The following is a 20,024-nucleotide window of genomic DNA, read 5'->3' on the forward strand; positions in this document are numbered from 1 at the left end:
GCATGGTTATCAAAAGCTCCGAGACCACAGCGTTACGCCTGCCACTGGTGGCCCGCATCAACTGGGTCAAGGCCGCCCCATGGCTTTATACGATTGTGCTTTTTCTGGCCTGGGAACTGCTGGTCTATGCGTTGAAGATGCCGCAGACCATTTTGCCATCGCCGACAAGGGTTGCGCAGGCGATTCTGCAATATTGGTCGCCGATCTGGAAGAACTCGCTGCAAACTTTGTATACCACTACGCTCGGATTTGCGCTGGCGGTGGTGACTGGTTTGGGAATAGGCCTGTTCATCGGCTGGTCGAAAACAATCTATGCCGGGCTTTACCCGCTGATGATCGGTTTCAACGCCGTCCCCAAGGTCGCGCTGGTTCCCATTCTCGTCATCTGGTTCGGCATTGGCACCGTGCCTGCGGTGCTGACGGCATTCCTGATTTCCTTCTTCCCCATCGTCGTCAACGTCGCCACAGGTCTTGCGACCATCGAGCCGGAGACGGAAGACGTACTGCGGGCGCTGGGCGCCAAAAAGATGGACATCATGCTGAAGGTCGGTATTCCGCGCTCGATGCCTTATTTCTTCGGATCGCTGAAAATCGCCATCACGCTCGCCTTTGTCGGCTCCGTCGTGTCTGAAACGGTGGCCTCAAACTACGGCCTCGGCAACATGATGAGCTCCGCACAAAGCCAGTTCAACGTGCCCCTGGTTTTTGCCGGTCTTCTCATGCTCGCCGTAGAGGGCATTGCAATGTATGCGGTGATGGCGTGGATTGAACGGCGCATGACCGGCTGGGCGCACCGCTCAACCATGGGGCAATAAGGCCGCCAAACGCAAACAAGGCCAGATTAACCGGCCTTGAGCAATGGCGTCATTCGGAAGCCTGTTCGCTTGATTTTACGGCTTTTGCATCAAACACTGTCCGCAACGACTTTGTCATGTCACGCGTCGTCGCAAACCAGCTGTCGCTTTTCGCCCAATATCTGAGAGTCACCTTTGCGCTGTCGCCGCTGACGGAATCGACAAAGGTGGTCGGTGCAGGATCCAGCAGAACACGGCTGTCGGAACGGGCCAGTTCCAGCAGCATCTCATGTGTCTCTGCCGTGCTTTCGCCAGTCGGTACTGTTACGCTCAGCTCGTGGCGACGCGACGGAAAGCGGCTGTAGTTGGTGATCGGTACGTTCCAGAGCGTGGAGTTGGGCGCAAGTCGATAGAGCCCTTCGCTCGTTTTCAATTCCGTAGCGAAGAGGCCGATTTCTACGATTGTGCCAGTAACAGAGCTGGTTTCAATATATTCGCCCACGCGAAACGGGCGCAGAACCAGAAGCATGATGCCAGCTGCAATGTTCTGCAATGTGCCTTGCAGCGCAAGACCGATGGCTAAACCCGCCGCGCCAAGCGCCGCGAGAACCGACGCCGTCTGCACGCCAAACTGGCCAAGCACCATGACGAGAACGAGAATGAGGACGATGTAGCGAATGGCACCAGAGAAAAAGCGTGCCAGCGTTTCATCAAAACCGCGAACGCGCGATAGGCCTTCATAGGACCAGCGCTGCAGGAGGGTGGCGGCAAGCCAGCCTATGATGAGGAGGACGATGGCGCCGACTATGGAGAAGGAATATTGGACCATCAAGGCGCTTGCCTGACGAAGTGCCGCCTGCGATGCGACAAGAATACCGGTAGCCTGCTGGTCCATTCAAATTCCCTTGTTCAAAGATATTCCACACGTGTTCAATTTCGAAACGAACAACGGGCAAGTGGGTTCCGATCTGATTATCTGGAAAGCGGAAAAACGAAGGGCACGTTTCCATCCGTATCCGCGCCACGGCCAATGGCCTTGACTGCGCTGACAAGCGCGCCATTGCGGCCAAGCAACCTGTCACCGATCTCGATAATGCGCGCATTCGGTGTGGCGAAAGGGGAGACGGTGCGCAGCCGGGCGGCAAGGATTGCGTCATCCTCATCCGGCTGGACCGCCAGTGCCACGATGATCGCAGCCGCCGGTGAGCGGGAGACGCCCATCCAGCAATGCACCAGAAGCGGGGCCGATTGGTCCCATTCCCGCGCAAAGTCGATCAATGTTTGAACATGCACATCGTCAGGCGCGATCAGCTTGTCGTTACCCTTGAACGTAATGTCGTTCATTTGCAGAGTCAGATGCCGGTCTGCGGAAATAACCGCCGGCCGGTGAAACGCCTGTTCCTTGGCGATCAACGTCACCATTTCACGAGACTTGTGGCGCACAGCCATTTCAGCAATGCGCGACAGGGGAGACACAACAATTTCGCTCATGCATGGCTCTTTCGAAGCAGTTCTATGGCCTCGAAGCGTTCGACGAAGCGGTGTTGCGCATCAATCGCCGGAAGCGGATCGATGTCTATCATGTCTCTGGTAATGCCACGCGGCAGGCCGAAGAACTTCTGGGCTTCCGCCAGGGAAAAACCCGCAAGTTCCGTTGCCTCGAAAAATGCGGCGACCGTGTCGGCCTTCTTGATACGGTCCTTCAAGCCCCTGCTGGCGTGGGGCGGCAGGCCGAAGCGCAGATGCACAGCCGCTTCCAGCCGTTTTTCGACCAGCTTGTAACCGCCACCCACCACGGATTTGAAAGGGGAAATCATGTCGCCAATCACATATTCCGGGCCATCATGCAAAAGCGCCATCAGCATGTCGTTGGGCGAGGCGCTTGCGTTCATGCGGCAGAAGATGGTCTCAACGATCAGGCTGTGCTGGGCCACGGAAAAGGCGTGGTCGCCCCGCGTCTGCCCATTCCAGCGCGCCACGCGGGCAAGGCCATGGGCAATATCGGCAAGCTCAACATCAAGCGGTGAGGGGTCGAGCAGATCCAGCCGCCTGCCGGACAACATGCGCTGCCAGGCGCGAGGTGTTTTTGCAGGCGCCACGATCAATCGTCCGCGTTTGCAGCGGGGTCAACAGCGGGAAAGCTGAGGCCGGTCCATGCCGGTAGCGCAACAGTCACCGCCACGCCGGATGCGGTGATGCCAACGTCCGATGCCATGGCATCCGCAGCGCGATCGGTGCGGATGATGGCAAGGCCGCCGGTTCCGGCAACGGTGCCAAGCGTGCCGATTGGCTTTCCGCCAGCCAGGATATCAGTACCGCTGTCGGGCAGTTCGGCCTCGCCTGATACGATGACGACACGGCGGCGTGCCGTGCCCCGATGCTTCATGCGCGAAACGACTTCCTGGCCGACAAAGCAGCCTTTCCGGAAAGACACACCGTCATTCACATCCATCAGCACATCATGAGGAAAGGCATCGTTCAACGCATAATCGGCCCCTGCAACGACGATGCCATTGGCGATGCGCAGCGCCTCATAGGCTGAGGCGTCACCGGACGTCGTGCCGGGCAGCCGGTAGAGATCGATACCAGCCTTGGCGAAGCGGCTGTCCTTGATGGCGCCATCGGGCGCATTTTCACCCCAGAAGACGCTGACGCCCTCGCTTTCGCCTGCCTTCAGATCAACCGGTGCCCGCAACTTGTACATGGTCAGGCGGCGCAGAAGCGCATCCTTCTGGTCTACGCCTGTTTCCAGCACAAAACCTTCATCATCTCGCCAGATCAGGAACTCGAACATGATCTTGCCCTGCGGCGTCAACAGCGCAGCGGCGCGTGCTTCGGCCGCGGGCAATGATTCGAGATCGGGCGTGATGAGGTTTTGCAGAAAATCCATGGCTCCGGTGCCGGAGACATGGATGAGGGCGCGGTCGTTCAGAAAGGCGGAAGACATCGGCATTCCATTCGGGTTTGTTCACCCTGACAATTAGGGTCTTTGAACGCGAACAGCAAGCGCGGCGATATTAGTCACCGGCTGTGAAGAACTTCCACTGGCCATCGGGCGAGATGCCGATGCGGTAAAAGCTGTAATTGCCATATTCCTGCATGTCGGCCAGATCACCCGCGGTGATGATGCGCAACAGTTCCACTTTTTCCGGTTGCGTCAGCGTGGTGAGCGACTTGCCAGCGAAATAGGGGAAGACATAGGTCTCATCAGGCGTTCCGGCATCGACCCGGGCATAGCCGGTGGACAGAAGGTCGATGATGATGGCGAGCACTTCCAGACCGTCGGGGTCACCAGAAAAGCTCTTCAACGCGGCAATGGGGTCATTCCCGCTGTCGCCATCAATGCGGGCCTGGTTAGGGCCGGTGTTGACGAGCGGGCGAAGCTTTTCAATATCGCCTGTGGCTGCAGCGTCGATGATCAGCTGGCGCAGACGGCGGACAGGCTCGGGTGCCTTGCTGATATCATGCTCGATCTGCGCTGAAATCTGCGGCTGCTCTGGCGTTGCCTGCTGGCCGGATCCGCGATTCACGAGCGGGTCGGGCAGGGGAATGCCTTCGGAATCACCCTCGATGGCGTCAGGCTCGGTTGCCTGCTGTTCCTGCGCGGGTTTTTCTGTCTCACTTGCCGGGGCCTGCGCTGGTCTCAATTCCGAGAGCGCATAGGCGTTATGGGTAAAGCTGCCCGTGGCAAGCGTCAGAGAAATCAACAGGGAAAGCGCGGCAGAGGACCGCAGCCCGTTGCGAGAGCAAGACATGACTGAACTCCAGCTTACTGAATAATGCGGTGAGGGGAAAATTCGCCCTCGAGCATCCGCTGGCGCAGCGATTCGAGCATAGCTTCTGCACCGGATTCGCCATGCATACGGATTGTTTCACGCATGGCCAAAGCAATAGCGGCGTCTGCAATGATCTCTGGCTCGATGCCATCGGCCATACCATCGGCCCATGCTTCGTTCTGATGTTCCAGAGCGACCTGCATTTTTTCATGCACGATCATATCATGGATTTCGTTACGGCTTGTTTGCATCTTTCATCCTCGACAGGCAGGCAACTCGTTACCACCCTGTTAACAACTCTAACAGTCTTTTATCAAAACGGCACGGCCTGCGGCTAAAAGAGGTTAATAAACCGCTAATTTCCGAACCTGGACGCAATTTCTTGTGCCAGTGTTGCCCCTTCGATACGGTATTTCTCTTCGGCGGCGATGGCAGCCGGTGTGCATGACGTGTGAACCGCTGCAAAAGCGCGGTATCCACGGTTGAATGCAGCCGTCATGCGTTGTTTGCGTTTCGGTTCGTTCGCCGTATCCGCTGCCAGCAGATCATTCATGGATTTGCGCCACTCCTCCGACCCGCTAGCGGGGCAAAGCGTGCGTAGATACTGAATGGAGCCCAGTATCTCAGACAGACGTGCCATCTGGTTATCATAGGGTGCAGGCTTTTCCTCCGGCGGCGCGGCAGGCGATATGACAGACGGTTGCGCAGCCGCCAGCTGGGCCGTAGGCGTGGCAATGCCAAGAGCCAACAGCACAGAGAGGCAAATTCGTCTTCTCATTCGTTTACGCATAAACCAACATGTCGTTTCAACAACTTGGCCGCAGATAGCCGCGATTCTGCTCAGCATTGCAACTGCCCCAGCAAACGTTCGGCGCATTCGAGAACGCTGTCAGGCGTGGGTAATGTGCGGATTTCTTCAAGCGTGTACCATCCGGCCTCCGCCGCATCGTCAGCCGCCTGCACATCGCCTATGCTATCGACCTCCACCGTGAAGACAGACAGGAAAAAGTGGCTGAGCAGGCGGCCCTGATCATCATGGCTGGGCAAATCATAGGTCGCGAAAAGCTGTGGATGACGCGCAACAATGCCCGTTTCTTCCTTAAGTTCACGCAGCGCCGTTTGTTCCGGCGTTTCTTCCGGCTCACCACGCCCGCCCGGAAAAGCGAACATATCCTTCGAGGGAGCGTTGATGCGCCGTATGAGAAGAAGGCGGTCGCCGTTTCTGACGATGGCTGAAGAAGCAGGATGCGGTGATGGCATGCTATATCCCTGATAGAGAGAAACAGTGATTATGCGCTCAACCTTGCAGGAAACGTGGCGTGACCTCGAATTACGGAAAAAACGCGGTAAAATCCTGTTTACCCTCAGTGATGGACCACCCGCAGATCGATGCGGTATAAGCGGCGGGAAACGCCGTCGGAACAGCCAGAATGAAACTCTATCTGATCTATAGCGCAGCACCGCTCATGCTTTTTGCAAGGGGAGCTTAGCCATGTGCGGGCGATTTGTGCTGAACGCGACACCGGATGCGGTCGCGGATTATCTGGCTCTGGCAGATCTGGAGGAATTTCCGGCGCGGTTCAACATCGCTCCGACGCAGCCGATCCTTCTTGTTCTGGAGGGCTCAAGACCTGAACCGGGCAGCAACCTGCCAAACCGGCAGGCCATGCTGGTGCGATGGGGCCTGACACCGGCCTGGGTGAAGGACCCCAAGGAATTTCCTTTATTGATCAATGCCCGCTCGGAAACGGCTATCGGCAAGGCGTCGTTTCGCGCGGCCATGCGGCATCGGCGCGCGCTCATTCCCGCAACCGGCTTTTATGAGTGGCGCAGACCGCCGAAAGATGAGGGAGCAAAGCCGCAGGCTTACTACATCAAACCCAAAACCGGCGGCGTTTTTGCCTTCGCCGCGCTGATGGAAACATGGGCCTCGGCTGACGGGTCCGAGGTGGATACCGGCGCTATTCTGACCACCGGCGCCAACCGCTCCATGTCGCGCATCCACGACCGCATGCCTGTGGTGATTGCGCCCGAAGATTTTACCAGATGGCTGGATTGCAAGACGCAGGAACCGCGCCACGTGCTTGATTTGATGAACGCGCCGGATGAAGACTTTTTCGAAATGATCCCTGTCTCGGATAAGGTCAACAAGGTTTCAAATACCGGGCCTGAGCTGCTGGAACCTGTGGCGGAAGTTCTGGCTCCCGTCCCGAGTGCAAACGCGCAGCTCTCTCTTTTCTAGGCGCCGATTATCGTCCTCGGTCGCGTTTCTGCCTCTCGGTTTCAATGGCAGCCATGGGGTAGACGCTGTTTCTTCCATTCGCCTTGGCAACGTAAAGAAGTTGGTCGGCAGCCGTCAGTTGCTGGTCTAGCGAACCGGTCCTGTCGATCTCCACAACGCCGATGGAGACCGTTAGGGCAAGATCGGTATTGCTCAAGCTGTGACCATTGCTGCGCTCCACCTCCAGGCGATAGCTTCGCAGAAGGCGCGAGCGTCTTCGCCATTGAGCCCGTTCAGGAAGAGCGCGAACTCCTCGCCGCCAATGCGCGCTGCGACATGATGGCCGGGCGCGCACAGGTCGGATAAAAGCTGAGCCAGCTTCTCCAGCACCTTGTCTCCGGCACTGTGCCCAAGCGTATCGTTAATCGCCTTGAAATGATCGATATCGAGAATGGCGATTGAACCCTGCTCGACCTTTCCCTCACCCGTTTGCATATCGTCGACAAAAGCATTCACCTGATCGAAGAAAGAACGCCGGTTGGCAAGTCCCGTCAGGTGATCCTTCTCGGCAAGATCACGCAGGCGCGTCAACTGCTTCAGCGTCTCGATATTGTTATCGATACGGCACTGCAACTCTTCCGGCACGAACGGCCTGTAGATGAAGTCCGATGCGCCGGCCTTCAGAAAATGCGCAGAGAGCATCCGGTCGGTGGAGGAGGAGACGCCGACGATACGAAGATTTTCGGATGAGCGTCTCGCACGGATTTGGCGTGACAGCTCGTAACCATCCATATCCGGCATGTAATAACGAGCTGAACCGATGGATTGCTGCTCAGCGCTTCCAGGGCTTCAGCACCGGTATGAGCTTCCAGCACGCTGAAATTCTGCCGCGTCAAGATTTCTACCAGACTGGAGCGCGCAGCCTTGGCGTCATCTACGACAAGAATGGTGAACTGTCGGTTGGTCAGAATGCGCTCGACTGTCTTGACCACGGTGTCCACCGTGCGCCGTCCATCCTTGATGATATAATCAATGATCTTCTTTTCAGCGTAATGCTGTCTCGCCTCCTCGTCGACTGTGCCGGTAAAGACGATGGTTGGCACCTTGTATTCTTCAAGCACGTTGAGAATCTCACCATCAGGGGCATCCGGCAGCGTGAGGCCTGTGAGCGCCAGGGTAAACTGATGCTGGGTGAGAAGCTCAATGGCCTGGCTCATGCTATCGCAATGAAAGACCTCTGCCGTCGTATCGTCTGTCAGCTTGTTTTTCAGCAGGATGGATAAAGCGATGGAATCTTCAATGAGAAGAATTTTGTCCTGCATGGTTCGGTTTCAACCTTTGAAAAACCCATCGTCGCACAATTGCTTTTTCAATATCGACGAGGGCAGTGCTTCGAATGCAAACGGGGGCAGGGACATGATCAGCGAAAAGAATTGCTCACTCAAATATACGAGGTGCTTCTCTCGTTTCGCCATTCTGTGAGAAGCACAGGTTTTACGGGAATATTAAATAAGATACACCTTAATAAAGTCAGAACTTCTATTAACAAAAATGGCACCCGCGAGGGTGCCATACTGTAACGAGCGAAAATAAAACGGTCGGATGTTAAACCGTGAACCGCAGTAGCTAAGATCAGGCGGCTTTCGGCTTTTCGGGCTTGCGTGCCAGCATCATCGCCGCTGCCGCAACTGCCTTCAGACCGAGAGGTCTGTAATGGCTTTTCAGGTCGGGCTTCGTGGCCGCTTCGGTCTTTTTCGTCTCGCACATGTCTGTCTCCGGAGTTCCCCTTGGACGCATCGATGTGATGCATTCCTGGAAGCCTCTCTCGAAGGAAATCGTGACAAATTCGAGGCGATTTTAATCAATTAAAATTTGCCGCTTGCGACATTTCGTGTTCGTGCACAGACATCACACCGCCACAATGAAGAGGGTGGTCCTTCGCCCTTAAAGGCCGCGATCCATCCCGCCGCCGTGGTCGTCATGCACGTCTTCGATTGTGAGCGTGCCGTAACGCTTCTGCCAGATACGGGCGCTGAATGGCAGGAATATCAGGTAGGCGAGAACCGTTACGACCAGCACTTCCCATGTGAAGCTCATCAGCAATGCAACATAGAGCACGACGATGAGAATCGCAGGCAAAACCAGGTCGCGGCGGATGCGGCTTTCAGACTTGCCAGACCAGACCGGAAGGCGGCTGATGAGAAGATAGGCGATTAAGACCGTGTAAGCTGCTGAAACATAAGCGAATGTCTTGCCAGACTCGATGCCGATGAAGCCGATATAGACAGGCAGAAGAACGAGCATCGCTCCCATCGGTGCGGGAACACCGACGAAAAACTCGTTCTGCCACGGGGCTTTGACCTCACGCTCCACCATGACGTTGAAGCGCGCCAGACGAAGGCCTGCAGCTATGACGTAAATAAGAGCGGCAATCCAACCCAGAGACCGCGCCTGATCCAGAAGATAGGCATAGACCACAAGGGCAGGGGCAACGCCGAAATTGACGATATCGGCGAGAGAATCCATCTGCGCACCGAATTTCGATGTCGCCTTCATCATGCGTGCCAGGCGACCATCAACGCCATCCAGGAAGGCGGCGAGCAAAACCATGGCAACGGCCAGTTCAAACCGGCCTTCAAAGGCCAGCCGAACGCCGCTCAAGCCCGCACAAATTGCAAGAACGGTGACAAGATTGGGGATGACGAGCCGCAGCGGAATTTCCCGCAGGCGGGGACCTCTTCCGCTGTCATTCGTCATCTCGTGCTTTGCACTCGTCGTTGTCTCGGGCTTGGGCGTGTCCATGGTCCGCTCTCCTGTTCAGGCTCAACCGCGACGGCTGATAACCGGACCCTTGGCAGAGCCGAATTCCGCCAGAACGGTTTCACCGGCAATAGCAGTCTGGCCAACGGAAACGCGAGGCTGGAAGCCTTCGGGCAGGAAGATGTCCAGACGCGAGCCGAAGCGAATGAGGCCGAAACGCTCACCGGCATCGACAGGCTCGTTTGGCTTGACCCAGCACACGATGCGGCGGGCAACCATGCCAGCGATCTGCACAACGCCGACCTTGCCATGGGCAGTTTCGATGACGAGACCGTTGCGCTCATTGTCTTCGGATGCCTTGTCCACTTCGGCATTCAGGAAAAGGCCGGGGCGGTAAGCGACGTTGATGACGCGGCCGCGCACGGGAGCGCGGTTGATATGGCAGTTGAAGACGTTCATGAAAACCGAGATGCGGACCATCGGCTCCTTGCCGAGTTCCAGTTCCAGCGGCGGAACGACTGTCTGGATGGCGGAAACCTTGCCGTCGGCAGGGCTGATGACAAGGTCATCATCCTGTGGCGTGACCCGCTCCGGATCACGGAAGAAGTAGGCGCACCAGGCGGTGAGAACCATGCCGACCCAGAAGAGAGGTTCGGCTATCCAGCCAAGCACCAAGGATGCCACGAAGAAAGCTGCTACGAAAACATAGCCTTCCTTGTGGACCGGCACGATGGTGTTGCGAATGGTGTCGAACAGGTTCATTGCTCTTTCGTCTCCGAGTTTATCTTTTCAGACTGTCTGAGGGCGTCGCGATCCTGTGATCAGCGTGTCGCGCCCCAGCCATTTTACAGTTCCTTGCGCCAAAACGGGGAACCGTCTCGGGCGTATCATGCTGCATATAGTCATTTGGCGACCGATTTTATACCCGGACGCGACAAAACACGCATTGGTGACTACAGGCAATTGGCCTTTACGGCAATGTCTTCCGGCGTTTGCCCCATCTTATACCGGTCAATGCGCAGGGTTGCCGCGATCGACCACGCCCAGATCATCCATTTCGCGAACTTCACGCAGGCGCTCCTCTGCCTGAATGGCCTCGCGCTGGCGGCTCCACATGGAGGCATAGAGCCCGTTCGCCTCGATGAGAGACTGATGGGTACCGCGCTCTGCAATGGTGCCATCCTTCAACACGATGATTTCATCGGCACTGATCACCGTTGAGAGGCGGTGCGCGATGACGAGGGTGGTGCGGTTTTGCGATACCAGATCGAGAGCGCTTTGAATTTCCTGCTCGGTGTGCGTATCCAGTGCCGATGTTGCCTCATCGAGGATGAGAATAGGCGGTGCCTTCAAGATTGTGCGGGCAATCGCCACGCGCTGCTTCTCCCCGCCGGAGAGTTTTAGGCCACGTTCCCCCACCATGGTGGAAAAGCCTTGTGGCAATTTGCTGATGAAGCCGCTGATCTGGGCTGCGTTTGCGGCCGCCGTCACATCCTCCTCGGCGGCATCTGGCCGGCCATAACGAATGTTGTAGGCCAGCGTGTCATTGAACAGCACCGTATCCTGCGGCACCATTCCGATGACGGCGCGCAGGCTCTTTTGGGTGACCTCGCGGATATCCTGCCCGTCGATGGTGATCGATCCGCTTTGAATATCGTAGAAGCGGTAGAGCAGGCGCGACAGCGTAGATTTGCCCGCACCCGATGGCCCGACGATGGCGATGGTTTTTCCAGCCGGAACATCAAATGAAATGCCCTTCAGAATCGGGCGCTCCGCATCATAGGCGAAATGCACGTCGCGAAAACAGAGGGCACCCGCGCCGATATTAAGATCTTTCGCTCCCGGCGCATCGACAACCTCGGCCTGTACCTCAAGGAGATCGAACATCTCCTCGATGTCTGTCAGGCCCTGTCGGATTTCGCGGTAGACGAAGCCGATGAAATTGAGCGGCACGGAAAGCTGCAATAACAGCGCGTTGATAAAGACGAAATCACCAATACTCTGTTCGCCACGCTGCACCGCTAGTGCCGACATGATCATCATGACCATCGAGCCAAGTCCGAAAATGACGCCCTGGCCAAAGTTGAGCCAGCCAAGCGATGTCCAGATGGCAGTTGCGGACTTCTCGTATTTTGCCATGGAAGCGTCGAAGCGATTGGCTTCCATCTGCTCGTTGCCGAAGTATTTGACGGTCTCGAAGTTCAGCAGCGAATCGATGGCCTTGGTGTTGGCTGCTGTGTCGCTGTCATTCATCGAGCGACGAATGCCGATGCGCCAGTTGCTGGCCCGAACGGTGAACCAGATATAGGCCCACACGGTAATGACCGTAACGGCCACATACCAGAAGCCATAGGACAGCCAGAAGATGATGGCGGTCAGCAGGAACTCGATGAAGGTTGGCGCGGTGTTGAGAATGGTGAAGCGGACAATCGTCTCGATGCCCTTGGTGCCACGCTCGATGACGCGAGAAAGCCCGCCCGTCTTCCGCTCCAGATGAAAGCGCAGGGAAAGGCGGTGCATGTGCACGAATGTCTTGTAGGCAAGCTGACGAACCGCGTGCTGACCGACACTGGCAAAAAGAGAGTCACGCAACTGGTTTAGGCCAACCTGGATCAGCCGTGTGAGATTGTAGGCAACGACCAGCGCGACGGCGCCCAGCAGAAAGACCGGCACGAGACCGGCCATATCCAGCTTGCCGTTCAGCGCATCCGTTGCCCATTTGAAGAAATAGGGAACGGAGATCAGCACGAATTTCGCAAGGACGAGAAAGATGCTGGCCCAGATGACGCGCAACTTCAGGTCTGGTCTGCCCTGCGGCCACATATAGGGCCATAGGTTGATGAGGGTCTGGAACGGATTGCTCGAATCCGCTGAAATCGTTTTCTTCTGATCTGCCATGCTCTGCTCCGGTATCTGCGCAATGGCAGACAGCAAGACGGCGGCCCGTTGATCCGAGCCGCCGTGGTGACAGTGATTAAACGCCCAGCACTGTATTTGCAATGCTGCTAAGGCAGTGGGTTATCTACCCAGGAGCCGCTTGCGATGAATTTCCTCAGCATTAGGCAGGGCATTCTGTGGCACGCCAAAAATCTGGCCGGGCTCGATCAGGTCAGGATTTTTGATCTGGTCCTGATTGGCAAGGTAAATCGTCGTGTAGCGGACGCCCTGACCATAGACCCGGCGCGAAATCTGCCACAGCGTATCACCGCGACGAATGATGACAGCCGTGTTGCTCTGGGCAAGAGGCGCCTGCTCAAAAGTCTGCGGTGCCGTGGATGGCGCATTGGAAGCGGGCGCTGCAACGGCTGCGGGCAGCGTGGCGTTCAGTTCCGCAAACCGGCCCGTAAGGCTTTCGATCTGCCGTCCGATGGCGGCCACATCATTGGGCAATCCATCGATGATGGAAAGAAGCGCGCGAGCCTTTGCCGAGATGTCAGCTGCAAATGCGGTGAAGGCTGCATCCGCCGTTGCTGAAGTGCGGAACTCCGAAAGCGAGCGCAACGCAATCGAGGTTGCCGATTTTGCCGCCGCAACCTGATCCAGCGCTGGCACCTTGCCGTCCTGATAAAGGCCGGAAAGAATGCCAAAGGCCTTTGTCACATCCATGCGCAGAGCATCAAATGCCGTGCGATCACTCACAATACCGGGTGCCGGGTTGGTCGCATTCGAGGTCGGTGGCGTCTGCTGCATGGCGACGGTTGCCTGATCCATTTCAGGGCGAAGGAACGGCACGCGCACACGAACGGTAACATTGCCGGCCGCATCAAGGGCTTCCGCCGTGATGACATGGTTACCAACGGAAAGTTCGACATCGCCTTCGACAACGAAACTTCCAGACGCTTCGGCTTTGTTGGTGCCAATCGGCTTGTAATCCACCAGCACGCGCACGGATGCTGCTTCAGGAGCGGATCCGGCGACGAAAATTCTGGAACCTTCAAACTCCACGGCAAGAACACGAATGCTTGCAGTTTCGGATGGTGCGGCAGCCGGTGCTGCCCCATTGGCATTCTGAGGCGCGGTTGCAGTGTCTGTCTGTGGCTGACCCGCTGCGGGGGCAGGGACCTGCGCCTGAGTTGTGGCCGGTGCTGCTTCCGGAACGCTCATCAGGCGGCTGGCCTTGCCAGGAGTCGTTACCATGGCAAGCAGCTCGCCATTCTTCTGTGCCGGAACGGAGACTGTGGCAGTTTCCTGCGATTGGACGACGACGCCATCCTTGCCGGTGGCACGCAGAATGATCTGGTGGTCACCGGGCTTCAGCGGGTTTTCGAGAACGGCAACGAAATCGCCGCTGCCTTCAACCGTGGTCTGAGTAATCACTTCACCGTTGTTGATAATTTCAAGCTTCGAGCCCGGCGCAGCCTTGCCCGCAATGACGGCGGAACCATCTGGCTCAACGCGCAGCACATCGAAAGTCGGTGCCTTTGCCGCATCGCCCGTTGTTGGGGCTGGTGTGGAAGCTGGCGCAGGTGCAGCAGGAGCAGCCGGTGCCACTGCCGCAGGAGCGCCATCGTCGGTTCCCGCAAAAATACCCGGCAGGCGGCGCACCTGCGCGGCAGCCACAGTGGCATCTGCTGGCAGGCTGCGCAGGAAGGCGATGGTTCTTTCAGCCGCCGAGCGTGCTGTGGTGATCAGGCGCGATGTCGTCTCGTCAATGGCCTCGGGAATTTCGACATTTCCGAGTTCCTTGAGGGAATCTTCTACAGCCTTGCGGGCACCAGCAAACTCTTCATTAGAGGGAACCTTGTTGTCGGCAAATCGACCCGTCATGTCTCTGATGGACTGGTTGGCGGATTCTGCCAATCGACCAACTTTGTCGGCAATGGTTGCGGTGTCCTTGGCTGCATCCGACAAGAGGTCGCCCGCCTTTTCGCTACCCATCTCCACGCTGTTCTTAACGTCGTTGCCAGCCTGATTGATGGCGTCACCAATCGGCTTGTCATCCGTCGACATGCGGGGAAGAACGAAGAAGACCATGAGCAGTGTCGCAGCGCCGAGCACGATAAGTGCCAGCAGTCCGGCCCTTTTGTTGTTCATTATCTGTCTCCGGGTAACATTCTTGTCTTCACGTTGCGATAGCTAGCGTTTAAGTCGTGCTCGCACAAGCGGTGGCCCTGCAAAACCGGTGTTTCGTGCCGGTCAGTCCCCAAATTTTCTTGACGGATCGGCTGCCCCATAGTTCCTTCGTCCCATGACTGAAGAAAATACAACGATTCGATCCATCTGCGTCTATTGCGGTTCTCAGCCCGGGCGCGATCCTGCCTATATGGAGGCAGGCCGCCTGCTCGGAAAGTCCATCGCCAATCATGGTATCCGTCTCGTCTATGGTGGCGGCACAAAAGGCATCATGGGCGCTGTTGCAAGCGGTGTCCTCTCAAATGGCGGTGAGGTCACCGGCATCATTCCGGATTTTCTGGTCGATATGGAGGCGACGCGACATTCGCTGGGCCAGCTGAACGAACTGATCATCACCAAGGACATGCATGAGCGCAAGCACATGATGTTCGAGCGTTCCGATGCCTTCGTGACCCTGCCGGGTGGTATCGGCACGCTGGAAGAGATCGTTGAGATCATGACGTGGGCGCAACTCGGTCGCCACGCAAAGCCGATGGTTTTTGCCAACATCAACGGCTTCTGGGACCCGATGCTGGAACTGATCCGCCATATGCGCGATCAGGGCTTCATCCACCGGGCGCATCTGTTGAACCCGCTCGTCATCGATGCTGTTGATAACATCGTGCCAGCGATCATAGAACGCGCTACCGCTCAGCAAAACCCTGAGGGTGATCCGTCGGTTATATCGCAACTGTGATGCCGCTTAGCGTCACAGTCTGACACTACTTGCCGGACCTACTGCGGATCAATCCAGGCACGGTATAGATGACCAGTGCGCACCAGATCATGATGAAAGCAATCAGCCTGACCGTGTCGAAGGGTTCCTTGAACACGAACACCGCGATGAGGAAGATCATCGATGGCGCGATATATTGCATGATGCCGATGGTGGACAATTTCAGCAATTTTGCGCCATTCCCAAACAAGATCAGCGGTATTGCGGTGACGAGCCCGCTGGCGATCAGTAGCAACGTATCTGTCGGCACACCCGCCATGAAGTGCGCCTGACCTGTGCTCATGAGATAAATGATGTAGGCAAGGGCTGGCGGCGTGAGAAGCAGAACCTCCAGCAAAAACCCTTGTGTGGGGCCGATGGGCAGCGTTTTGCGGAAGAATGCGTAAAAGCCCCATGTTACCATGAGGGCCACCGAAACCCATGGCAGATTGCCCGCGTGCCATGTCAGCAGCGCGACAGCTGAGGCCGAGAGCGCGATGGCAAGCATCTGTATTCGGCTGAGCTTTTCCTTCAAGAGGACAGCACCCAGAAAGATGCTGAAGAGCGGGTTGATGAAATATCCGAGCGCCGCATCCAGCGCGTGGCCCGCGGCTATGGCCCAGATATAGACACCCCAGTTGATGCTGATCAGAGCTGCAGTCAGGCACGCCATGCCCAGCATGCGCGGTGTCGTCAGCGCTTTCTTGAGTTCAGTGGTTCTGCCAAGCGCGATGAGCACGACAGCGGCAATCGGAACAGACCAGACGACGCGGTGCGCGATGACCTCGAAAGGCGACACATGCGCAACCGCCTTCATGTAAAACGGCAAAAAACCCCAGAAGATATAGGCAGCTAATGCATAGACAAATCCACGCGTGGCACCGCCGGAGTTAGAAGTGTCGATTGTCTGATTCACGGCCATGGATGCTACCAATGTTAATCTGAAAGCACCGGCCTATTCTCATTTGCCGTTTTATTCCAATTCATTTGCGTGAAGCGTGTGGTGAAAAAAGCTTCATTTGCCCAAAGAATGGCTGCATCGGCTCATTCGATACAGGAGCCGACGCTTCTATGCCACTAGAATACCTGGCTTATTTGCCAGAAAACCGATCCGTTGCGCGAATGAGCTGATCGAGAATACCGGGTTCGCTCAGGGCATGGCCTGCCGCTTCCACGATATGCAGATCCGCTTTGGGCCAGGCTTTCGAAAGCTGCCATGCATATTTCAGCGGGCATGGCATATCGTAGCGTCCGTGAACGATGACGCCCGGAATATCCTTGAGCTTGCTGGCATCCCGCAGCAACTGGCCTTCTTCAAACCATCCTGCGTTGACGAAATAATGCGTTTCGATGCGCGCAAATGCGATGGCATATTGGGCTTCGCCAAAATCGTCTACGCGGGCCTGATCCATAACCAGCGAGATCGTCGCACCTTCCCACTGGCTCCACGCTTTGGCGCATTCGAGCTTTTTCTGCTCATCCGTGCCGGTCAGATAGCGGTTATAGGCCACCATCATCTCATGGCGCTCAGCTTCAGGAATCGGCGCGAGAAAGGTTTCAAAACGCTCTGGATACATCTCAGATACGCCGAACTGATAGTACCAATCCAGCTCAGCCTTGGTCAGTGTGTAGATGCCGCGCAGCACGAGTTCGCTGACACGATGCGGGTGGGTTTGCGCATAGGCAAGCGCGAGCGTTGAACCCCAGGAGCCGCCGAAGACCTGCCATGTCTCGAAGCCGAATTTCTCCCGCAACGCCTCCATGTCCGCGACCAGATGCCAGGTCGTGTTGGCCTCAAGGCATGCATGCGGCGTGGAGCGCCCGCAGCCGCGCTGGTCGAAAAGGATGATATCGTAAAGAGCAGGATCGAACACCCGCCGATGGGTTGGGGTCACGCCGCCGCCGGGGCCACCGTGCAGAAACACGGCGGGCTTTGCGCCCTTCGTTCCAACCCGCTCCCAATAGATCACATGGCCATCGCCCACATCCAGCATGCCGGTCTCGAAGGGCTCGATTTCTGGATAGAAACTGCGCAAGGCATCGCTCATTCTGGTGTCCTCAATTCACGCTGTCTTCGGGCGGCCATACAGCCGTATCATGGTCCGGGTGCTGGTATGAGACAATGCTGGCCGCATCCACACTCTGTGTCGTGACAGGCTTGTCGAACAGGGTCTTGATCCATGGCATTTGCATCTGTTCATTCACCTGCACTTGCGGCTCGATGTTTTGCGGATCATCGAAAGCGCCAATGGCAATCTCCACCCCGCCTGCATGGTGATAGGTCAGCGGTGTGCCGCATTTGTTGCAGAACCCACGATGGATTTTGGCGGATGAGCGGAAGAGGGTCGGTTGCCCGCGGGTCCACGTCAAATGCGCCTGATCGGCTGTTACAAGAGCGCCGAAGAAATTGCCGAACTGCTTCTGGCACATGCGGCAATGGCAGATTGAGGGACGCCCGAGCTTGCCCGCATGAAACCTGACCGCGCCGCACTGGCAGCCGCCAGAATGTCCTGTATCAGTCATGTCTTGCCTCCTGCGGCCATACTTCCGTGTCGTGGTCCGGGTGCTGATGGGATATCAGCCCGCTCAGATAGTCAACCGATGTCAGGTCATCTTCCGTTGGCACTGAGGGCAGGGTGTGAAGCTGGTCCACGAAGCCGATCTTCCGCTCCACGCCCCATTGCATCGATGGCGGAAAAGCTGAGGGTTCGTCGAACGCACCAGCCGCCACGGCCATACCGTCAGGCGCTTCATAGGTCAGCGGTATTCCGCAATCAGCACAAAAGCCGCGCTTAACGATATCGGAAGACTGAAACCGCTTCGGCTCGCCCCGCGTCCAGATGAAGTCGGTGCCGCGCACTGAGACCAGCGGCGCGTAATAGGCGCCGAAGGCTTTCTGACACATGCGGCAATGGCAGATCGAGCTGTCTTTCAAATCCGCATCAACGCGAAAACGGATCGCGCCGCATTGGCATCCGCCTGTGTGGATTGTCATGGCCGGTCTCCTTCTATGGTTCCAAGGATACTGAGTCAGACAGTCCCTGCTGCAGCTTAAGTAAAGGACCAGCGAAAGCAAGACAGGGTAGGCAAGCCTAATCTGCGCCCTAGCGCTTTAACTCCCACGTCGTCACACGCTCACCAGTCTCCTTGTTCTTGCCGTCCTTCAGCTGAATGCCCTTGGTCAGGAGCTCATCGCGGATGCGGTCGGCTTCTGCGAAGTTCTTGGCTTTCAGCATCTCGAGCCGCATGTCCACCAGCGTATCAACGGCTGCGACTATGGCTTCGTCCATCTCGGCTTTTTTCGGCAAGACGCCCAGCAGTGCCGCGCTTGCTGCAAAAGCGGCAAGTTTTTCCGGGTCGGCATTGGCCGCTTGTGCAAGCGCGTGAAGGGCCTGCACGGCCGCCACGGTGTTGAGGTCATCTGCCAGCGCATCCAGCACGGTCTGGTCAGGTGCCACGTCGCTCACGTCGCCTGCGGGCCACTTTGCCAGCAGCCGTTCGGCTTCCTCAAGCCGCTTCACCGAGAAGTCGATGGGTTCCCGGTAATGGGTCATCAGCATGGCAAGGCGCAACACTTCGCCCGGCCATTTGCGGCCACCGAAGGTCTCTGTGTGCAGAAGTTCGTGGATGGTGATGAAGTTGCCGTCGGATTTCGACATCTTGCGGCCTTCAACCTGTACGAAACCGTTATGCATCCACACATTGGCCATGACCTCAGTGCCATGGGCGCAGCGAGATTGGGCAATCTCGTTTTCGTGGTGCGGGAAGATGAGGTCCAGCCCGCCGCCGTGAATGTCGAATGTTTCACCCAGATAGCGGCCCGCCATGGCAGAGCATTCTATGTGCCAACCCGGACGACCGCGTCCCCAAGGGCTTTCCCAGCCGGGTTCGTTGTGACTCGAAAGCTTCCACAGCACGAAGTCACCTGGGTTCTTCTTGTGCACCTCCACGGCAACACGCGCTCCCGCCTGCTGCTCATCCAGCGGGCGCTTGGAAAGCTGGCCGTAATCGCCCATGGATTTTGTGTCGAACAGAACTTCGCCGCTTTCCACGTAGGCATGGCCACGCGCAATCAGCTTTTCGATGATGTCGATCATCTGCGCAATATTGTCGGTGGCGCGAGGCTCGATGGTCGGCTCAAGGCAACCCAGCAGCGCGACGTCATCATGAAACTGCTTTGCCGTCTTTTCGGTGACGGCATGGATGGCGTCATTCAGGGGCAGGTGCGGATAGTCGCGCAGCGCCCGTGCGTTGATCTTGTCATCCACGTCAGTGATGTTGCGTGCATAGGTCACATGGGCCTCGCCATAGACATGGCGCAGCAAGCGGAAAAGCACGTCGAAAACGATCACGGGGCGGGCATTGCCGATATGCGCAAAATCATAGACCGTCGGTCCGCAAACATACATCCGCACAGTGTTGGCATCGATTGGCTGGAAGTCAGCCTTCTCGCGGGTCAGTGTATTGTGAAATTTCAAACGCAAGGACATGAGGGTTTTCCCTTGGGAGCAAGCAGTTGTTCCCAGCCGGAGCGTTTGTCTTTTGAAACGGGATAGACGAAAACGATCTGGCCGGCGTTAGACCAGCAAAAAATATCTCAGCAACAGGTGCAGATCATCGTTTCCATATCTCGCCTTATGAAACGG

General features: G+C 57.0%; 24 protein-coding genes. 3 read left to right on the plus strand and 21 right to left on the minus strand.

Annotation, left to right across the window (positions count from 1 at the left end; all coding sequences use genetic code 11):
* The first annotated feature begins 2 nt into the window (after window positions 1-2).
* The gene (locus RQI55_RS10655) at window positions 3-815 is read left to right on the plus strand and encodes an ABC transporter permease (protein WP_409233721.1); all 813 of its coding nucleotides are present in this window, start codon (window positions 3-5) and stop codon (window positions 813-815) included.
* A 49-nt stretch (window positions 816-864) separates the two neighbouring features.
* Here RQI55_RS10655 and RQI55_RS10660 read toward each other — a convergent pair whose 3' ends face one another.
* The 8 genes from RQI55_RS10660 to RQI55_RS10695 all read right to left on the minus strand — a co-directional run bounded on the left by RQI55_RS10660 (window position 865) and on the right by RQI55_RS10695 (window position 5,830).
* Entirely contained in the window at window positions 865-1,689 is an 825-nt protein-coding gene (locus RQI55_RS10660; protein ID WP_243256333.1) for a mechanosensitive ion channel family protein, read from the minus strand.
* Window positions 1,690-1,766: 77 nt separating this feature from the next.
* Window positions 1,767-2,285, minus strand: a complete 519-nt coding sequence (locus RQI55_RS10665; RefSeq protein WP_243256332.1) for a tyrosine phosphatase family protein — start codon at window positions 2,283-2,285, stop codon at window positions 1,767-1,769.
* Window positions 2,282-2,893, minus strand: a complete 612-nt coding sequence (locus tag RQI55_RS10670) for an HD family hydrolase (RefSeq protein WP_243256331.1) — start codon at window positions 2,891-2,893, stop codon at window positions 2,282-2,284. Before RQI55_RS10670 ends, RQI55_RS10665 begins: the two co-directional genes overlap by 4 nt.
* Window positions 2,894-2,895: 2 nt before the next feature.
* A complete protein-coding gene (locus tag RQI55_RS10675; RefSeq protein WP_243256330.1) occupies window positions 2,896-3,741 on the minus strand; it encodes a folate-binding protein YgfZ in 846 nt (281 codons plus the stop codon).
* 70 nt (window positions 3,742-3,811) lie between these two features.
* Window positions 3,812-4,549, minus strand: coding sequence for a hypothetical protein (locus RQI55_RS10680; protein ID WP_243256329.1), 738 nt, complete (start codon window positions 4,547-4,549; stop codon window positions 3,812-3,814).
* 14 nt (window positions 4,550-4,563) lie between these two features.
* Entirely contained in the window at window positions 4,564-4,821 is a 258-nt protein-coding gene (locus tag RQI55_RS10685; protein WP_042618408.1) for a hypothetical protein, read from the minus strand.
* 104 nt (window positions 4,822-4,925) lie between these two features.
* The gene (locus tag RQI55_RS10690) at window positions 4,926-5,348 is read right to left on the minus strand and encodes a TIGR02301 family protein (RefSeq protein ID WP_243256328.1); all 423 of its coding nucleotides are present in this window, start codon (window positions 5,346-5,348) and stop codon (window positions 4,926-4,928) included.
* 62 nt (window positions 5,349-5,410) lie between these two features.
* Window positions 5,411-5,830, minus strand: coding sequence for an NUDIX hydrolase (locus RQI55_RS10695; RefSeq protein WP_243256327.1), 420 nt, complete (start codon window positions 5,828-5,830; stop codon window positions 5,411-5,413).
* A 232-nt stretch (window positions 5,831-6,062) separates the two neighbouring features.
* Between RQI55_RS10695 and RQI55_RS10700 the strand changes: the two genes are divergently transcribed.
* Complete coding sequence (locus RQI55_RS10700; protein ID WP_243256326.1) at window positions 6,063-6,812, plus strand: SOS response-associated peptidase; 750 nt, start codon at window positions 6,063-6,065, stop codon at window positions 6,810-6,812.
* Between the two features lie 7 nt (window positions 6,813-6,819).
* On the opposite strand, the gene RQI55_RS10705 is transcribed toward RQI55_RS10700, so the two are convergent.
* From RQI55_RS10705 to RQI55_RS10740, 8 genes are all read right to left on the minus strand, one after another.
* Entirely contained in the window at window positions 6,820-7,008 is a 189-nt protein-coding gene (locus RQI55_RS10705; RefSeq protein ID WP_279290407.1) for a hypothetical protein, read from the minus strand.
* On the minus strand, window positions 7,005-7,583 hold the full coding sequence (locus tag RQI55_RS10710) for a diguanylate cyclase domain-containing protein (protein ID WP_279290406.1): 579 nt from the start codon (window positions 7,581-7,583) through the stop codon (window positions 7,005-7,007). The genes RQI55_RS10705 and RQI55_RS10710 overlap by 4 nt, the downstream gene beginning before the upstream one ends.
* Entirely contained in the window at window positions 7,472-8,113 is a 642-nt protein-coding gene (locus RQI55_RS10715; protein WP_311272540.1) for a response regulator, read from the minus strand. The genes RQI55_RS10710 and RQI55_RS10715 overlap by 112 nt, the downstream gene beginning before the upstream one ends.
* A gap of 310 nt (window positions 8,114-8,423) precedes the next feature.
* Window positions 8,424-8,558 (minus strand): hypothetical protein, encoded by a 135-nt coding sequence (locus RQI55_RS10720; protein WP_279290405.1) that lies wholly within the window; start codon window positions 8,556-8,558, stop codon window positions 8,424-8,426.
* Between the two features lie 177 nt (window positions 8,559-8,735).
* Complete coding sequence (gene pssA / locus RQI55_RS10725; RefSeq protein WP_243256324.1) at window positions 8,736-9,593, minus strand: CDP-diacylglycerol--serine O-phosphatidyltransferase; 858 nt, start codon at window positions 9,591-9,593, stop codon at window positions 8,736-8,738.
* 21 nt (window positions 9,594-9,614) lie between these two features.
* Window positions 9,615-10,313: a phosphatidylserine decarboxylase gene (locus RQI55_RS10730; RefSeq protein WP_243256323.1), complete on the minus strand. Its 699-nt coding sequence runs from the start codon at window positions 10,311-10,313 to the stop codon at window positions 9,615-9,617.
* 249 nt (window positions 10,314-10,562) lie between these two features.
* Complete coding sequence (locus tag RQI55_RS10735) at window positions 10,563-12,449, minus strand: ABC transporter ATP-binding protein/permease (protein ID WP_311272541.1); 1,887 nt, start codon at window positions 12,447-12,449, stop codon at window positions 10,563-10,565.
* A 120-nt stretch (window positions 12,450-12,569) separates the two neighbouring features.
* Window positions 12,570-14,585, minus strand: a complete 2,016-nt coding sequence (locus RQI55_RS10740) for a LysM peptidoglycan-binding domain-containing protein (RefSeq protein ID WP_243256321.1) — start codon at window positions 14,583-14,585, stop codon at window positions 12,570-12,572.
* A 154-nt stretch (window positions 14,586-14,739) separates the two neighbouring features.
* Here RQI55_RS10740 and RQI55_RS10745 point away from each other — a divergent pair, with 154 nt between their 5' ends.
* Window positions 14,740-15,360: a TIGR00730 family Rossman fold protein gene (locus RQI55_RS10745; RefSeq protein WP_243256320.1), complete on the plus strand. Its 621-nt coding sequence runs from the start codon at window positions 14,740-14,742 to the stop codon at window positions 15,358-15,360.
* A 25-nt stretch (window positions 15,361-15,385) separates the two neighbouring features.
* Here the strand turns inward: RQI55_RS10745 and rarD are convergent, their stop codons facing one another.
* The 5 genes from rarD to cysS all read right to left on the minus strand — a co-directional run bounded on the left by rarD (window position 15,386) and on the right by cysS (window position 19,868).
* Entirely contained in the window at window positions 15,386-16,300 is a 915-nt protein-coding gene (rarD, locus tag RQI55_RS10750) for an EamA family transporter RarD (protein ID WP_243256319.1), read from the minus strand.
* Between the two features lie 169 nt (window positions 16,301-16,469).
* Window positions 16,470-17,426, minus strand: a complete 957-nt coding sequence (gene pip / locus RQI55_RS10755; RefSeq protein WP_243256318.1) for a prolyl aminopeptidase — start codon at window positions 17,424-17,426, stop codon at window positions 16,470-16,472.
* Between the two features lie 10 nt (window positions 17,427-17,436).
* Window positions 17,437-17,901 (minus strand): GFA family protein, encoded by a 465-nt coding sequence (locus RQI55_RS10760; protein ID WP_192063750.1) that lies wholly within the window; start codon window positions 17,899-17,901, stop codon window positions 17,437-17,439.
* Window positions 17,894-18,373, minus strand: a complete 480-nt coding sequence (locus RQI55_RS10765; RefSeq protein WP_243256317.1) for a GFA family protein — start codon at window positions 18,371-18,373, stop codon at window positions 17,894-17,896. Before RQI55_RS10765 ends, RQI55_RS10760 begins: the two co-directional genes overlap by 8 nt.
* Window positions 18,374-18,482: 109 nt before the next feature.
* Window positions 18,483-19,868 (minus strand): cysteine--tRNA ligase, encoded by a 1,386-nt coding sequence (gene cysS, locus RQI55_RS10770; RefSeq protein ID WP_243256316.1) that lies wholly within the window; start codon window positions 19,866-19,868, stop codon window positions 18,483-18,485.
* Window positions 19,869-20,024 lie beyond the last annotated feature (156 nt).

The organism is Rhizobium sp. WCS2018Hpa-16, assembly GCF_031843705.1.
GTDB classification, from domain to species: Bacteria; Pseudomonadota; Alphaproteobacteria; order Rhizobiales; family Rhizobiaceae; genus Agrobacterium; species Agrobacterium tumefaciens_C.

Excerpts from the sequence above, each read along its gene's own strand:
- RQI55_RS10740 (WP_243256321.1), bottom strand. The coding sequence starts at position 14,585 with ATGAACAACAAAAGGGCCGGACTGCTGGCACTTATCGTGCTCGGCGCT.
- RQI55_RS10685 (WP_042618408.1), bottom strand. The coding sequence starts at position 4,821 with ATGCAAACAAGCCGTAACGAAATCCATGATATGATCGTGCATGAAAAA.
- rarD (WP_243256319.1), bottom strand. The coding sequence starts at position 16,300 with ATGGCCGTGAATCAGACAATCGACACTTCTAACTCCGGCGGTGCCACG.
- RQI55_RS10735 (WP_311272541.1), bottom strand. The coding sequence starts at position 12,449 with ATGGCAGATCAGAAGAAAACGATTTCAGCGGATTCGAGCAATCCGTTC.
- RQI55_RS10660 (WP_243256333.1), bottom strand. The coding sequence starts at position 1,689 with ATGGACCAGCAGGCTACCGGTATTCTTGTCGCATCGCAGGCGGCACTT.
- RQI55_RS10715 (WP_311272540.1), bottom strand. The coding sequence starts at position 8,113 with ATGCAGGACAAAATTCTTCTCATTGAAGATTCCATCGCTTTATCCATC.
- cysS (WP_243256316.1), bottom strand. The coding sequence starts at position 19,868 with ATGTCCTTGCGTTTGAAATTTCACAATACACTGACCCGCGAGAAGGCT.
- RQI55_RS10700 (WP_243256326.1), top strand. The coding sequence starts at position 6,063 with ATGTGCGGGCGATTTGTGCTGAACGCGACACCGGATGCGGTCGCGGAT.
- RQI55_RS10745 (WP_243256320.1), top strand. The coding sequence starts at position 14,740 with ATGACTGAAGAAAATACAACGATTCGATCCATCTGCGTCTATTGCGGT.
- pssA (WP_243256324.1), bottom strand. The coding sequence starts at position 9,593 with ATGGACACGCCCAAGCCCGAGACAACGACGAGTGCAAAGCACGAGATG.
- RQI55_RS10675 (WP_243256330.1), bottom strand. The coding sequence starts at position 3,741 with ATGTCTTCCGCCTTTCTGAACGACCGCGCCCTCATCCATGTCTCCGGC.
- RQI55_RS10720 (WP_279290405.1), bottom strand. The coding sequence starts at position 8,558 with ATGTGCGAGACGAAAAAGACCGAAGCGGCCACGAAGCCCGACCTGAAA.
- pip (WP_243256318.1), bottom strand. The coding sequence starts at position 17,426 with ATGAGCGATGCCTTGCGCAGTTTCTATCCAGAAATCGAGCCCTTCGAG.
- RQI55_RS10710 (WP_279290406.1), bottom strand. The coding sequence starts at position 7,583 with ATGGATGGTTACGAGCTGTCACGCCAAATCCGTGCGAGACGCTCATCC.
- RQI55_RS10760 (WP_192063750.1), bottom strand. The coding sequence starts at position 17,901 with ATGACTGATACAGGACATTCTGGCGGCTGCCAGTGCGGCGCGGTCAGG.
- RQI55_RS10655 (WP_409233721.1), top strand. The coding sequence starts at position 3 with ATGGTTATCAAAAGCTCCGAGACCACAGCGTTACGCCTGCCACTGGTG.
- RQI55_RS10695 (WP_243256327.1), bottom strand. The coding sequence starts at position 5,830 with ATGCCATCACCGCATCCTGCTTCTTCAGCCATCGTCAGAAACGGCGAC.
- RQI55_RS10665 (WP_243256332.1), bottom strand. The coding sequence starts at position 2,285 with ATGAGCGAAATTGTTGTGTCTCCCCTGTCGCGCATTGCTGAAATGGCT.
- RQI55_RS10690 (WP_243256328.1), bottom strand. The coding sequence starts at position 5,348 with ATGAGAAGACGAATTTGCCTCTCTGTGCTGTTGGCTCTTGGCATTGCC.
- RQI55_RS10765 (WP_243256317.1), bottom strand. The coding sequence starts at position 18,373 with ATGACAATCCACACAGGCGGATGCCAATGCGGCGCGATCCGTTTTCGC.
- RQI55_RS10680 (WP_243256329.1), bottom strand. The coding sequence starts at position 4,549 with ATGTCTTGCTCTCGCAACGGGCTGCGGTCCTCTGCCGCGCTTTCCCTG.
- RQI55_RS10730 (WP_243256323.1), bottom strand. The coding sequence starts at position 10,313 with ATGAACCTGTTCGACACCATTCGCAACACCATCGTGCCGGTCCACAAG.